The sequence below is a fragment of the Gynuella sunshinyii YC6258 genome (assembly GCF_000940805.1).
GTDB lineage: Bacteria > Pseudomonadota > Gammaproteobacteria > Pseudomonadales > Natronospirillaceae > Gynuella > Gynuella sunshinyii.
Map to the genome: position 1 here is coordinate 873,018 of NZ_CP007142.1, position 14,631 is coordinate 887,648.

Sequence of the window (14,631 nt, forward strand, 5' to 3'; positions counted from 1 at the left end):
CCGACAATTGCTTGCCTGGCATCAACAAAAAATCATAAATTGAGTACACGACAGAGTGATGTATGCTAAGGCGACAACATCAGAATATCGTGGAAGCGAACTGAAACTGAATGTAATTTCATTCCTGTTGAATGAAACCAGAATTGCTGTGTCTGGGATGTTCCCGACACAGCTTTTTTGTTATTTAGCTAATTATTCGATGATTAGCGCAGTGGTGGCGAATACATGATACCGCCATTGCTCCAAAGGTTGTTGATACCTCTGGGTAGTTCCAGTGGCCCGATATTGCGATCAAAAATTTCGCCGTAGTTACCGACTTCGCGAATGATGTTGTATGCCCATTTGGCATCCAGTCCCAGGTTCTGGCCCAGTTGACCTTCTTTACCGACAAAGCGGAGCTGGTCAGGATTGGCTGATGGGTTGGTCAGTATTTTGGCAATATTGCCTGAATTCAGACCCATTTCCTCAGCTTCAATCGTGGCGTAGATAGACCATTTTACGATATCAAACAGTTCATCATCACCCTGAGCAACGACTGGACCCAGCGGTTCTTTGGAGATGGTTTCTGGTAAAACCATATGATCTGTAGGTTTTTTAAGTTTGGTACGCTGTGCAGCCAGACCGGATTTATCAGTTGTATAAACGTCACAGCGGCCCGCATCATATGCAGCAACCACTTCGTCGGCTTTTTCAAATACAACCGGCTCATAAGTCATGCCATTTTTACGGAAGTAATCTGCCATGTTCAGCTCAGTGGTTGTTCCCTGGTTGGTACAAACAGATGCACCATTTAGTTCCAGAGCACTCTTAACCCCGAGGTCCTTACGAACCATGAATCCCTGACCATCATAATAGGTAGTGGCGGTGAAATTCAGACCAAGCGATGTATCGCGGGTTTCTGTCCAGGTGGTATTACGTGACAGGACATCAATTTCACCTGACTGTAAGGCGGTGAAACGTTCTTTAGCAGATAACGGAGTATATTTGACTTTGCTGGCATCACCAAAAATAGCAGCGGCTACTGTACGGCAAAAGTCCACATCAAGGCCGCTCCATGTACCGTCTTCGCTTGGGTTTGAAAAACCTGGCAGACCCTGACTGACGCCACATTGAATAAAACCTTTTTGTTTGATTTTGTCCAGCACTGGACCAGCGACGGCGCTACTGGCGACTGTCACTGTAATAGCAGTTGCCAAGGCGAGTTTGATTAATTTCATTATTGCTCCTAAACCGGTTAGAACGGTTGATGTTTTATTATTGTAAGTCCTATCTAAGGTTCTGCTCTTTGATTCGAGCTGGTGCATAGTATTACCTTATTTTTTTCGGTAATGCTACTTTGGTGCCCACTTCAGACAGACTCACACTCGCTGATTGAGGTTAGCAACCGTTATGCCAGTTAGAAAATATAAGCCGGTTATTGGCCGAAAAAGGGCTTTTTTAAGTTATTTTGAAGGGAAAAAGCGTGTATTTGTTAAGTTATGAACAATTGGCTTCAGGGCTGAAGGGCTGTTCTCTGGAATGGATAATCTTTGTTAGTCCGTTTTGGTGCAAAAAAAGTCGCGAGCGTTTCCAAATATGTGCATAAACGTATCAAACAATGAGTAATCATACTATCTGTTTGGCAGGTTATAAAAATTGTCGATGATCTTGGCAGCATTCGTGAATATGGTGTTCAATGTTGACAATATGAATGATCCTATCGGTATCGTTGTTATGAATAATCTGAGTATGTCGCTGATTCAAAAAAACAATGGCTTGTGCAATTGCCTGTTGTTTATGGCAATGCTCTTTCTCGTGGCATGTGACAGCAGTTCCGAATTCGGCGGTAACTCTTTGGTTTCATCGCGTACCAAAGTCGACGTTCAGGGCGATGGCACCACGCTGGCCGCCATTCGGCAGCGGGGACATATTCGTTGTGGTGTGAGTACCAGTCTTCCCGGATTTTCGGCACCAGACAGTCAGGGCAACTGGAGTGGTCTTGATGTTGATTTTTGCAGGGTACTCTCTGCGGCCATTTTTGCAGATCCGACCCGTATCGTTTTTATTCCATTAAATGCCAAGGAGCGTTTCGATGCGTTACAGGCAGGGGAAATTGATATTTTGTCCAGGAATACCAGTTGGACCTATACGCGTGATATTCCACAGCATCTGAATTTTGTAGGCATTACGTTTTATGACGGTCAGGGATTTCTGGTGCGTAGGGATGCTGCTATCAATACGCCGGAAGATTTAAATGGAGCAGCTATTTGTGTGAAAGGAAACACAACATCAGAGCAGAATCTGGTGGCTTATTTCCGACAGCGAAACATGATTTATCAGCCGGTCATATTCGACACTTCCGATCAGTCTCTCAGTGGATTCGAGGCGGGACGATGCAGCGCCTTGTCGGCGGATCGTTCAGCGCTGGCATCAATGCGCCTGAATCTGAAGAATCCTGGCAGTGCGGTATTATTACCAATGGTGATTTCCAAAGAACCTCTGGGGCCAGTGATTCGAGAGGGAGATAATCAATGGCATAAGATTACCCGCTGGACTTTTTTTGCCATTCTCAATGCTGAGGAGTTTGGTATTACCTCTGAAAATATCGATGGTTTTAAACATTCCAACAACCCAATGATTAGCCGGTTAATGGGTGAGGAGGATAGTCTGGGGCAGAATCTTGGGCTGGATGATCTCTGGGCCTACCATGCTGTTAAGCTGGTTGGTAATTATGGAGAAATTTTCGAGCGTAACCTGGGAATGAATTCACCCATTAAAATCAGCCGGGGTGTCAACAACCTGTGGACCAATGGCGGGCTGCAGTATGGTCCGCCATTGCGTTAATGCTCAGGCTTTTTGGGGTTGTAGTGCTTCTTGCTGTTCAGAGTCTTTCAGGCGCAGACCAAGGTTGCCGGCAATCAGAATTAACGCACCTGCGATTTGATACAGGTTCAGTGGGCTGTCCAGGAATACCCAGTTAACAATCACCGCCGCAACCGGAAATGTCATTTCGGCCAGTGTCGCCACTCTGGCTCCCACTCTTCTGAGACCTTGATAATACAGAGCCATGCCCGCCAGACCGCTGATAAGTACCATGCCAAGGACTTTGCCGCTCAATGACCAATTGATGTCCGTCGCAGAGTGGTCCTGTAATAGCCAGATAGGCAGCAGGACAATAAATCCGGTGGTAAATCGTCCGGTCATGATTTCCTGTGGCTTTAGCCCTTGCAGGGACAGATACTTGCCAAATACAGTGGCACTACCCCATGCCACTACGGCAACCAGCGTCAGGGCATAGCCCAGCAGTATCATCGAAAGCTGGTCGTTATAGTGAAGTACTGAGCCAAAGAGTGTATTGATATCGGGCCAGATCATGATAAAACTGCCGGCAAAGACTATCGCTGCCCAGAATGCAAAGCCTTTTTTGATCGGTTCTTTAAGCCACAGATAAGCCAGAGTTATAGCGACGATGGGCTGCAGTTTTTGTAGCAGGATAACCACCGTTGGGTGCAGAAACTGAAAAGCCTGGGTAAATGCCAGGTTGCCAATCGCTGAGCCAAATCCACCAATTACCATGAAACTCAGCCATTGGGTTGGGGACAGACTGAGCCAGCGTTTGCGGTACACCCAGAGCAAAGGGGTAAACAGTATGCTGAGAAACAAATGCTCCAGCATCACAATCTGTAAAGTATTATATCCCTCACCGAGTAATGGATAGCGGATCAGCGTATCCAGAGCCCAGGTCAGGCATGCCATCATAATAAAAAAAGATCCTGTCATCTTAATACTCCAAAAAAACAAAGAGAGATGAACAGGGGTGATGAACAGACACGTCCACAGGAATATATAATCCTGTTCCAGTTTAATTGGTCCACAGGTATGCTTTGCGCAGGACTTGTGGTCACAAACTGGAGAGAACAACCTGGCTAAGCATTATGCAGCCGAAGAGGCAAACACAAGGTTGAGAGGTGTTTCTCTGATGGTCGATCTTCTTTCATCCGGACTGTAACCGTCGGCTCTGGAGTCTCACCAGATCTGCTGACCCTGAGCAATAAAAGTATCGTCAGGCGCTCGCGGGCTTTCCAGGGGGGTATTGCTGTCTGGATTACCGCCGGTGGGGAATTTCGCCCCGCCCCGAAGTTCGATTGGCTTTATGCCAAGCGGGGGAATATATATTAAGTTGGATTATAAATCGAATGATAAATGAGTAGGACCGGTCAAAGGATGTGCACGTTTTTTCAGACATTGTTGAGGGTGAATGGTAGGGTCGTATTCGCCTTGATTGCGATGGTCTTTATGGCTGCTAATGCCCGGGCGCTGGATCTGATGGGAAATCAGGCTCACCATAATCTGGTACCCTACATGGAATATCTTGAGGACAGTACCCGAGCAGAGACTCCATTTTCTGTTATTTCCAAGGCTCGGGAATCATCCTGGAAAGCATTTGATGAGCAAATCGTCAATTTCGGCTATACGCAGTCGAGCTTCTGGTTACGAATCACACTGGATACTTCTTATACACGCTATAAGCATTGGAATCTGATTCTCGATAATCCGCTGCTTAGTGTCGTAAATGTTTATCAGATGCAGAACGGTATTCCCAAAACCATTACCCGAACGGGAAGTTCCCGGCCGTACTACCGCCGCCAGGTTAATCATCGTGGTTATATCGTACCTCTCGATATATATGAACCCACTGAAATACTGATTATGGTTGAAGCAGAAACCGGCCTGTCTACCGGTGTTAACATCTGGGCGGGTGAGACTTACTGGCCGCATCTGTTGAAGATAGACCAGATTACCTTTTTGTTTTATGGCATTACCTTATTTCTGATTTTTTATAATCTGATTAATTTCTTTTTTGTCAGAGATTTTGGCTATATCTACTATGTGGTGTATGTCGCGCTGTTCACAGTATATGCCGCAGGTATGGATGGGATCATCTTTCAGTATATCTGGCCTGACAATCGGGCTTTTAATCCACACTTTTTGCAGTTCATATCCCTGGCCATTCTGATTTTTGCCATTTTGTTCGGTCGCCATTTTCTGCAAATCAACCGGGCCAGCAATCCGGCAGTCAATACACTGCTGTGGGCGTACATCGGAGTCACACTGTTATCCGTTGGCGTCATACTGTTCGTCAATTTTGTTGTTGCCTCACTTTTGATTTTGTCTCTTTCTGTGATGGCATCAATTCTGGCAGTGATTTTGTCGATTCTGGCGATAAACAAGGGTTTTCGTCCGGCATATGCTTATTTCGCCGCCACAGCGGGCCTGTTGCTGGCGTTACTGCTGTTCACAGCCTATAAGATTGGCTTGATATCATCCTATCCAATGTCATATCTGGCGCTTAAGGTCGCCATCGTATATGAAGGAATTATTCTGTCTGTCGCACTGGTCCAGCGCCTTAAACTATTGCGAATCGACGATGAGGAGCAGCAGAGTCGGGTGATGGCACAAAGGAAGTTTTTTTCCCATCTCAGCCATGAAATCAGAAATCCGTTGTATGGAATTATTGGAATGATCGAGCTGTTAAAACAGACCCGACTGGATACCGATCAGAGCAAATATCTGGAAACACTGACGATTTCCAGCTCTGCATTATTGGATATCGTGAATGAGGTGTTGGAGCACGCGAAAGTGGAGTCCGGTCACATCTCACTAGAATATAAGTTTGTACCGTTTGCTGATTTTGTTTCCCGCAGTGTTTCAATTGTTTCTCCCGGAGCAGAAGCCAAAAATCTTCAGTTTAGCTATGACATCGCCGATGATATTCCGGAAAATGTCCGTATTGATCCGATAAGAGTGCGGCAGGTTCTGATTAACCTGTTAGGGAATGCGGTCAAATACACTGAGGCAGGTTCAGTGCATCTGAAAATTTGTGCAATACAGAGAAACCACCTGCGGTTTGAAGTGTCGGATACCGGCATTGGCATCTCCCGAAATGAACAGAAACGTTTATTTGAGTCTTTCACCCGAAGCAAGAATGATGATTCCGGTGTTGGTCTGGGACTCGCCATCTGCAAGCAATTGATTGAATTGATGTCAGGGAGGATCGGTGTTCAATCAGAGCTGGCTCAGGGGTCCACTTTCTGGTTTGAAATTCCGGTTAATTTCGATTCCGTTGATGTGTCGGAGACGATTGTCAAACCGATGGTGAAGATTCTGCTGGTGGAACCGAGCCGGGTAGATCAGGATGTGTTCCGGGCCATGCTGGATAAGCTTGGATATGGTGTCACTCTCTCCCCGAGAGCTGAAAGTGCTCTTGATCAGCTGATACTTGAGCGCTATGACCTGATACTGATTGCCGATGAGCTGCCGGATAAAAATGCTGTGGATACCGCCAAGCTGATACGCCGTCAAGAGCTTCAGGATGGACGCGAACCGGTACCGATCATATGCATCAGCGCCACGGCGACACCGGAATTTCGCCAGGAATATATCCAGGCAGGTATGAATGAATTATTGAGCAAGCCGATAAAACTGAAAACTCTGTCGGATATCATTCAAAAGGTTCTCGAGGCCGACTGACTTTTGATGCCATGGTGCAATCTGTGTCATCAATGCGATAGGCTTGCTAGTTGTATTAACTCTCTGTGTTTGGATTAGCTATGAAAAACTGTTTTGCCATCCGTGCTGAAAACCCCCGTATTTTTGAGCAACGATCACCTTTGACCCCAGACCAGGTTCAGACGCTGATACAGAATAATGGTCTGAAGGTCATTGTAGAGTCATCTGATAAACGTTTTTTCAAAGATGATGAATTTCGTGCTGCAGGGGCGGTCGTCAGTACTGATACCACGGATGCCAATCTGATTCTTGGGGTTAAGGAAATACCCATTGAGGATTTGCCTGTCGATAAAGCCTGCGTGTTCTTTTCCCATACCATTAAAGGGCAGACTTATAACATGCCTTTGTTGCAGGCGGTGCTGGATCGGCGTGTCACGCTGATTGATTATGAAAAAATCGCTGACAGTCAGGGGCGCAGACTGGTGTTTTTCGGCCCATTTGCCGGCCTGGCAGGTGCCATTGATGCATTATGGATACTGGGGCGCCGGTTGCAGGATGAAGGCATACCCAACCCTTTCAGTCAGATTCGTCAGGCTCTGGAGTATGGCTCCTTACAGGAGGCCAAGTCTGCTGTGGAGGCGGCTGGAGAGTGGATTCGGAACAATGGCCTGCCGGAGACCGGCAAACCCTGGGTTATTGCTGTGACCGGGAATGGCACGGTTGCCCGTGGTGCGGGTGAAATTATTGACCTGTTACCAGTGACCCATATTTCCGCGCCTGAGTTCAAACAGTTGCAGGCAGGTAACAGTTTTGACCTGCAGCGACTCTATAAGGTGGTTATTGATTGCGACCACTTTGTCAAACCGGTCGATCCAGACACTCAGTTTGAATGGCAGGATTATTTTCAGCACCCGGAAAAATATCAGGCTGATTTTGAAGGATATTTGCCAGATATCACACTGTTAATCAACTGCATATACTGGGATGTACGCTATCCGAAGCTGGTAACCTGTCAGGATCTGAAAAGATTGTTTGCTGATAGTAAGTCTTCTGGTTTGAAAGTGATTGCGGATATTACCTGTGATATTGGCGGTTCCATTGAATGCAACCAGCGTGCGACCTCTTCAGCGAATCCGTGCTATGTCTATAACCCGGAAACCGGCGAGACCAGTGATGGCGTGTCCGGTGCAGGGCCTGTCATACTCGCGGTCGATAAGCTGCCAACAGAACTGCCGGTAGAAGCCTCAGCTTTTTTTGGCCAGGCACTGATGCCGTGGTTGCCGGAAATGACTCAGGCTGATTATTCCCAGTCATTCGAAGCGTTGCAGCTTCCGGCAGAGATCAAAAAAGCTGTTATCGCCCATCATGGATCGCTGACTCCGGATTATCAATATCTTCAAGGTTATCTGGACTGATATCTTCCGGGCAGTATCGTTATCCTGTGCGGTACATTTCTGTACTGCACTGCTTCTATCCCTATCTCAATACCCCTAAATCGCCAAACGAGTATATTGCTTACGATACGGACATAGTATCCGGGCTGATTGGGTGAAATCCGGATCAGGGCGGACTCACTATTTATTTTCGTTGGCAATTATGACAATTGCCATGCCTTAACCGATTTTGGCGTTAAATGCTCAACATTTATACAGGCAGGAATTGAAGCTTCATATTTGCCTGTTTGTTGTTGTTTTTTTGAGTTGACATTGAATGCATGTTTCCGGTCATTTTTTTTCTAACACTTTTTTGTAATTAAAAGTATCTGGCTGTGACCCGTGTGTAGGGGTTTTATTCATCGCTCGTTCATAAGTATGAAACTGTGTTTCAAATAATCTGTTCCAGTTAACAATTTGGTTTAAAGAAGCCCGTTAATATTAAAAACATGTGAGCTTGTTAAGTATTGTTAAAAAATAATTCTGATACTGTTAGCAATGTCTCGTGTATGGCCGGGTAGGTTTTATCGTTCTGTGGCTGGAAATTCTCAGAAATAATTAGGGGAACAATATGAGTGATCGGTTGTGGGTGAAAAAGCTGCATTCAGCGCTACGCGGCTGTGTCGCGTTTGTGCCGTTAGTGGTTTTGTCAGTTAGCCAGGTTCAGGCTGGCGACATAAATTATGCCGATGATAATAATCCGTTTAATGTCAGAAGCACCGCTGGTTCAACGGTTTTAATGAATACCGGTCGTGGGGAAGCGACTAACAAGCAGTTGGCACAAAATATTGCACTTCAGGCTACCGCGACGACATCTTATGTTTCGTCCTGGGAAACACTGAGTGCTGTCAATGACAACAGTATACCGGCCCATTCCAATGATAAGAGTAATGGTGCTTATGGTAACTGGAACAATCCCAATTCAATCCAGTGGGTACAATACGATTGGAACCAGAATTACAGCTTAACCAGTACCGAAGTCTATTGGTTTGATGATAATGGCGGTGTGCTGGTACCGACCACTGCATATCTGCAATATTGGAACGGTAACGGCTGGATCACTGCCGGAGATATTCCGTTGGAAAAGGACACATTTAACACCCTTTCTCTGGATGGCATTGTGACCAACCGGGTCAGAGTATCGATGTTGAACACTTATGAATCGACCGGAATGCTGGAGTGGCGAGTATACGGAACGACTGACGGAGATGGAGATTCTTCAGAGAGTGTGAGTTTCCCACCGGTTACCAGCGAATACGAATATGAAGGTATTAATACCGGCAATGCGTTGTATTTCGACTCCGATCATTTCCGTATCTATTATGGAGGCAATGGCCTTTACGGTCCTAAAGGCAACCTGGGCGAGCATTCCAGACAAGAGTTGCAGATGACGTTGGATTTCCTCGAAGGCGCTTATGACTACTACGTTGATGAGCGTGGATTCCGGTCACCTGGATTACCCGTGAACTCCAGATTTCAGGGGCCTTATAAGCTGAATGTATATTCCGTTACGGATCTCGATGCTGGTGGGGTGATGGGTTTTGATGCTTATGCCGGGTTGAGTTATCTGGTGGTGAACTCCAACTATATGGGTGCTGAAGAAGTATATGTTCACGAGTTTGGTCACTCGCTGACACTGTCTGAATATAATTGGGTTGATAAAGGAAACACCGGTGCCTGGTGGGAAACCACTGCTGAATGGGTGGCAGATACCTATATGGGCAGCTCACAGCACGCCGCCGTAGCCAGACGTTACGGGCGTTCAACTAACCAGAGCATTCTGGATCCTTATGCGGTCATCGGTCGTTCTTATCTCTCTATCATCCATGCGGATAATCGATATTCCAACTGGCCGTTCCTGGCCTATCTAAGTAATAACCCTGATGGCTTGAACGGGTTGAACAGTAACGCAGTACAACAGCTGATTCGCCAGTATCAGGGTCAGGAGACACCGATTCATACCCTTAACCGGATGGTATCGCCTGTGACTGCACAGACAGTAATGGCCTACTACAATGCCCGTTTGGCTTATATGGATATTGGCCGTTCAGCGGTTCAGCAACGGCTGTTTGATGTAATTAACTACGATGCTTTTAGAGATCAGGCATACCGTAATCTCTATGCTGCCGGCAACTCTGTATATCGTGTTTATGACGAACGTAAACCCATGTATGGCGGTAGCAACATCGTTCCGCTGACAATTACCGGCAATGGCACAGTAGACATTCAGGTCAGCAATCTGGGTAATGGTCGTAGTGATAGTGCTTTTACTGCCATTGTTGCAATACGTTCCTATGACACCGGTGCGATCAGGTATCAGGTGTGCCCGGATGGCCGTGCCACAATCACCGTCGATGATCGTGAAGAAGCGACACTGGTTGTTACCAATACGCCCACGGCATTGTATACCTATGATGCTTTCAGCAGTCAGGCGGGCGACCCTGAACTGGTGGGTTTGAATTATCAGGTTCGTCTGAACGGAGCCATGCCGACAGACCTTTGATTTTGATGATGGCCGCGTGAAAACAGCGGCCCAAGAATGCTAGAGCGAGCACTATTTACCCGGGCAACCCCGGGTTTTTTTATGTCAGCAGGATGGCTCGACCCGGTTGCGACCCTTTTGCTTTGCCATGTAGAGTGCTTTGTCGGCTTTTTCAAAAGCGGTTTTTTTAGTGTCTTTTTTGTCCACTGTACTGATGCCGAAAGAAACAGTGATCTGAACAGGCTCGCCTTTAAAGTGAAAGTGCGAATGTGCTATTTTTTCGCGGACATTATTGGCCGCAATATAGGCGTCCTCAAGTCTGGTTTCGGGCATCAGGATGACAAACTCTTCTCCACCATAGCGGGCGATAAAATCACTCTGGCGAAAATGCCGACGCATCTGCGATGCCAGTATTTTCAGGACCTTGTCACCAGTCAGGTGGCCATAGCTGTCATTGATTCTTTTAAAATGGTCAACATCTGCCACTAGAATGGTCAATTCTGTGCCATACCGTTTTACCCGGTCACATTCTTCGGTGATGCGACTTTCCCAAGCCCCACGGTTAGGCAATCCGGTCAGAGAGTCTGTCATTGCCCGACTGCGCTGTTGTTCCAGTGCCCGTACCGCTGCCTCATGGTTTGCCTCGATATGACGCATTTGCCTGGACAGCTTGTCCAGTTGTTCGCGTAAAGCCTGTTCGATAACCAGGTGTTCGGCTTTGAACTCGGTGACGGCCTGTTCAATCGACTGCAGTTGTTGTTGCACTGAGTGTTTGAGTGAGCCAATTTCCCGCTGTTCCCGTAATTGTTGCTGAATATGACTGAAACCCTGATCCAGTTTTTCATGCAGCCGGGTTTCCAGATGGCTTTGCTGGTCCTGCGAATCGCGGGCAGACAGTAATTGCTGACCAAGTTCCTTGAGTTGTGAGGAAAGACTGATCAGGTAATTTTCGAACGACTGTTGTTCCTCGCCAACGATACTCAGAATCAACTCCGTCAGGTCGCGGAAAATATCCTCAATTTCATGCCATCTAACGGGAATCAATAGTTTCTGAGATAACTTTTGGGCAGCCGTTTCAAATTTTTCTGCCACCGGCAGTTGATTCAGCAGATCTGTCAGATGAGCAAGAATAACCCCAGTCATTTGCTCAGTGGATGCTGGCTCTTGGCTTAAATCGGCGAGTTCATGGTTGTCTGAAGAGAGGTGATTTGGGTGAATTTTCAGCAGCTCTATCAACAGTTCAGGTAGCTGCAGCAGTTTGAGGTCTTCTGTGTATGGAAAATACGTTGTGGTTTGCTCAGGCAGTAACTCAATCAGTTGTTGCGAATATTGTCTGAGCCCCTGCAGGGAAGAATGTTTGAGCTGGTCAACCCTGGCAATTTCCTGGTCGATACGGATCAGCGCATCCGAAATGGATTCGGTCGGACAGTTTTTATCGCGAAGCAGGTCACGCAATTGATCGGACTGATGGTCAAGCTGGTGGTCCAGACCATCCGCGGCCAGACTGACCTGAACCAGTCCCCGCCGCAGAATTTCAAGCCGCTGTTGATAAACAGTTTGATCGTTATCATGCTGTTCAATCAGCTGAAAGTACTTCTCTTTCCAGTCGTCTGCCATGAACTCATACAAATAAAAGCATTTATAAAAAGTGTAGCTGGTCTGGCATATATTGGCAGAGATTTTGGACCAGTGCCGCTACACAGCAGGGTCAGTGGCTTACTTGAGGACCAGCACAGCATCCATTTCCACTTGCACGCCTTTTGGCAAAGCCGAGACTTCCACAGCGGCTCTGGCTGGATAAGGTTGATTGACGAACTCGGCCATGACTTCATTCAGAACCGCAAAATTGCTCAGATCGGTCATGAAAATATTAAGTTTGACCAGATCAGTCAGAGAACCACCAGCAGCTTCAGCCACTGCCTGCAGGTTTTTAAAAACCTGAGTCGCCTGAGCCCGGAAATCCTCAGAAACCACTTCCATCGTTGTTGGGTCCAGTGGAATCTGGCCAGACATATAAACGGTTTCACCGGCTTTGACTGCCTGTGAATAGGTTCCAATGGCGGCAGGTGCGTTCTCAGTACTGATCACTTGTTTGTTGCTCACGGTCATTCCTCTTCTGACTGGGTGAAAAATGGGGGTCGATCAAAGCCGGAATTCTGCCACTTTAACCGTGATGTTTCATTAAACATTGCAGTGGAGTGTACTAATGAGGGTCTTCAGCATCGATAACCCAATGGCTGAATACAAACAGGTTTGGCTATGCTTATGGGTAACGTTAAACTCGCCGCAGTTTATCACTATCGGACAAGCGCATGAGCACTGAAGGTATCGCAGAAATCTATAATATTGCCCACTGGGGTGATGGTTATTTTGATATTTCGGCACAAGGACAGGTCAGAGTATTGGATCATGAACTCCACCATCAGGTGGTGTTGCAGGATATCGTCAATCACGCTCAACAGCAGGGGCTGCAATTGCCACTGCTGGTCCGCTTTCCGCATATTCTGCATGATCGGGTGAAGCGTTTGCACCAGGCATTTGCTGAGGCCATTCATGAGCTGGAATATCAGGGTGAATACACCCCCGTTTATCCGGTAAAAGTCAATCAGCAACGTCGGGTGATAGAGGAGATTATTCAGGGCCAGCTAAAAAGCCTGCAACCGGCCCGTCTTGGACTGGAAGCCGGTACCAAGCCGGAACTGCTGGCCGTCATGACGGAAGCGCACTTGGCGCCGGCCACCATCATCTGTAACGGTTACAAAGACGAAAGCTATATTGAGTTGGCACTGATTGCCGAGAAGCTGGGGCATCAGACTTTCATTGTTATTGAGAAATCCGGTGAACTGGAGCTGGTGCTAAAAGTGGCAGAACGCTTGCGAATCAGCCCGCGCATTGGTTTTCGTTCCCGGCTTGCATCGGTTGGCAAGGGCTATTGGCAGAATACTGGTGGCGAAAAGTCCAAATTTGGTCTCACCGCGCAGGAAATTGTCAATCTGGTTAATAAGTTACAGGCCCGGGGACAGCTGTCATGCCTGCAGCTATTGCACTTTCATCTGGGGTCCCAGATCGCCAATATCGCCGATATCCAGCGGGGATTGCAGGAATGCAGTCACTTTTATACCGAACTGATGGCTATGGGGGCCAATATCCAGTGGGTGGATGTCGGTGGAGGTTTGGGTGTCGACTATGAAGGTACCCGTTCACGCAGTCTGTGTTCGATCAACTACAGTCTCAAGGAATATGCCCGTGCCGTGGTGCAGGCATTTGCCGCTGCCAGTCGCGAGATGGAGCTGCCTTGCCCGAATATAGTCACTGAATCGGGTCGGGCGGTAACGGCTCATCATGCGGTGCTGATCACCAATACAGTGGATCAGGAAAACAAGGTCAATCTGACCCGGATGCCGTTAAACAGTGACCATGTCTTAATCGATGAGCTACTGAGCTGTCAGCTGGATCTTGATTCACGTAAGCGCTCACTCACCGAAATCTATCATCAGATCACCCAGGTGCAGGATCAGGCCAAGCAGCTTTTCTGCCTCGGGCAGCTGCGGCTGCAGGAACGGGCCGACATTGAAAACCTGAGTGGTCAGTTACTGGCAGAATTGAAGAAACGACTGGATGTGGGAAAACGCAACCATGCAGAGATTTTCAATCATCTGAATGAGGTTCTGGCAGACAAGCTGTTCGTGAATTTTTCGGTGTTCCAGTCTTTGCCGGATGTGTGGGGATTGGAGCAGATTTTTCCGATTATGCCCCTCAATTATCTCAATCGCCCGATTACCCAGCGGGCAGTGATTCAGGATATCACCTGTGACAGTGATGGCCGGATCGATTTATACGTCGATGGCGAGGGGGTTGAATCCACTCTGCCGATGCCCCAAACCTCCGCCGATGAAGAGATTCTGTTGGGTTTCTTTATGGTTGGTGCCTATCAGGAAATTCTGGGTGACATGCATAACCTGTTCGGAGATACCGATTCTGTTGATGCCTACTTCGATGATCAGGGAGCGCTGCAACTGAAACACGGACGTAAGGGCGATACCATGGCAGCGGTGCTGAAGTATGTGGATTTCGATCCCGAGGTCATGATGCGCAACTTTACCGCACAAGTTAAACGCAGCAGTCTGAGTGATGAGCAGCGGCAGGATTTTCTGACCCTGGTGCAGGAGAGCTTCGAAGGCCGCACCTACCTTAGCTGAAGGCACTGGTGCGGGTATGTCCGCCCTT

General features: G+C 47.4%; 9 protein-coding genes and 1 riboswitch. Of the genes, 5 read left to right on the plus strand and 4 right to left on the minus strand.

Going from position 1 to position 14,631, the window contains the following annotated elements:
- Window positions 1–203: 203 nt before the first annotated feature.
- The gene (locus YC6258_RS03875) at window positions 204–1,217 is read right to left on the minus strand and encodes an amino acid ABC transporter substrate-binding protein (RefSeq protein ID WP_044615882.1); all 1,014 of its coding nucleotides are present in this window, start codon (window positions 1,215–1,217) and stop codon (window positions 204–206) included.
- A gap of 424 nt (window positions 1,218–1,641) precedes the next feature.
- Here YC6258_RS03875 and YC6258_RS03880 point away from each other — a divergent pair, with 424 nt between their 5' ends.
- A complete protein-coding gene (locus YC6258_RS03880; protein ID WP_245627060.1) occupies window positions 1,642–2,823 on the plus strand; it encodes an amino acid ABC transporter substrate-binding protein in 1,182 nt (393 codons plus the stop codon).
- Between the two features lie 3 nt (window positions 2,824–2,826).
- On the opposite strand, the gene YC6258_RS03885 is transcribed toward YC6258_RS03880, so the two are convergent.
- Window positions 2,827–3,759, minus strand: a complete 933-nt coding sequence (locus tag YC6258_RS03885; protein ID WP_044615883.1) for a DMT family transporter — start codon at window positions 3,757–3,759, stop codon at window positions 2,827–2,829.
- Window positions 3,760–3,961: 202 nt separating this feature from the next.
- Window positions 3,962–4,125: riboswitch (FMN riboswitch) on the minus strand.
- A gap of 78 nt (window positions 4,126–4,203) precedes the next feature.
- Between YC6258_RS03885 and YC6258_RS03890 the strand changes: the two genes are divergently transcribed.
- From YC6258_RS03890 to YC6258_RS30495, 3 genes are all read left to right on the plus strand, one after another.
- Complete coding sequence (locus tag YC6258_RS03890; RefSeq protein WP_044615884.1) at window positions 4,204–6,510, plus strand: 7TM diverse intracellular signaling domain-containing protein; 2,307 nt, start codon at window positions 4,204–4,206, stop codon at window positions 6,508–6,510.
- Between the two features lie 80 nt (window positions 6,511–6,590).
- Window positions 6,591–7,904 carry a bifunctional lysine ketoglutarate reductase /saccharopine dehydrogenase family protein gene (locus YC6258_RS03895; protein ID WP_044615885.1) on the plus strand — a complete coding sequence of 438 codons (1,314 nt, stop codon included), beginning with the start codon at window positions 6,591–6,593 and terminating at the stop codon, window positions 7,902–7,904.
- A 589-nt stretch (window positions 7,905–8,493) separates the two neighbouring features.
- A complete protein-coding gene (locus YC6258_RS30495) occupies window positions 8,494–10,425 on the plus strand; it encodes a DUF6055 domain-containing protein (RefSeq protein WP_044615886.1) in 1,932 nt (643 codons plus the stop codon).
- Window positions 10,426–10,509: 84 nt separating this feature from the next.
- Here YC6258_RS30495 and YC6258_RS03905 read toward each other — a convergent pair whose 3' ends face one another.
- Window positions 10,510–12,021, minus strand: a complete 1,512-nt coding sequence (locus YC6258_RS03905; RefSeq protein WP_052830038.1) for a GGDEF domain-containing protein — start codon at window positions 12,019–12,021, stop codon at window positions 10,510–10,512.
- A 99-nt stretch (window positions 12,022–12,120) separates the two neighbouring features.
- Window positions 12,121–12,507 (minus strand): RidA family protein, encoded by a 387-nt coding sequence (locus tag YC6258_RS03910; protein ID WP_245627006.1) that lies wholly within the window; start codon window positions 12,505–12,507, stop codon window positions 12,121–12,123.
- Window positions 12,508–12,716: 209 nt separating this feature from the next.
- Here YC6258_RS03910 and speA point away from each other — a divergent pair, with 209 nt between their 5' ends.
- On the plus strand, window positions 12,717–14,603 hold the full coding sequence (gene speA, locus YC6258_RS03915; RefSeq protein ID WP_044615888.1) for a biosynthetic arginine decarboxylase: 1,887 nt from the start codon (window positions 12,717–12,719) through the stop codon (window positions 14,601–14,603).
- The last annotated feature ends 28 nt before the right edge of the window (window positions 14,604–14,631 follow it).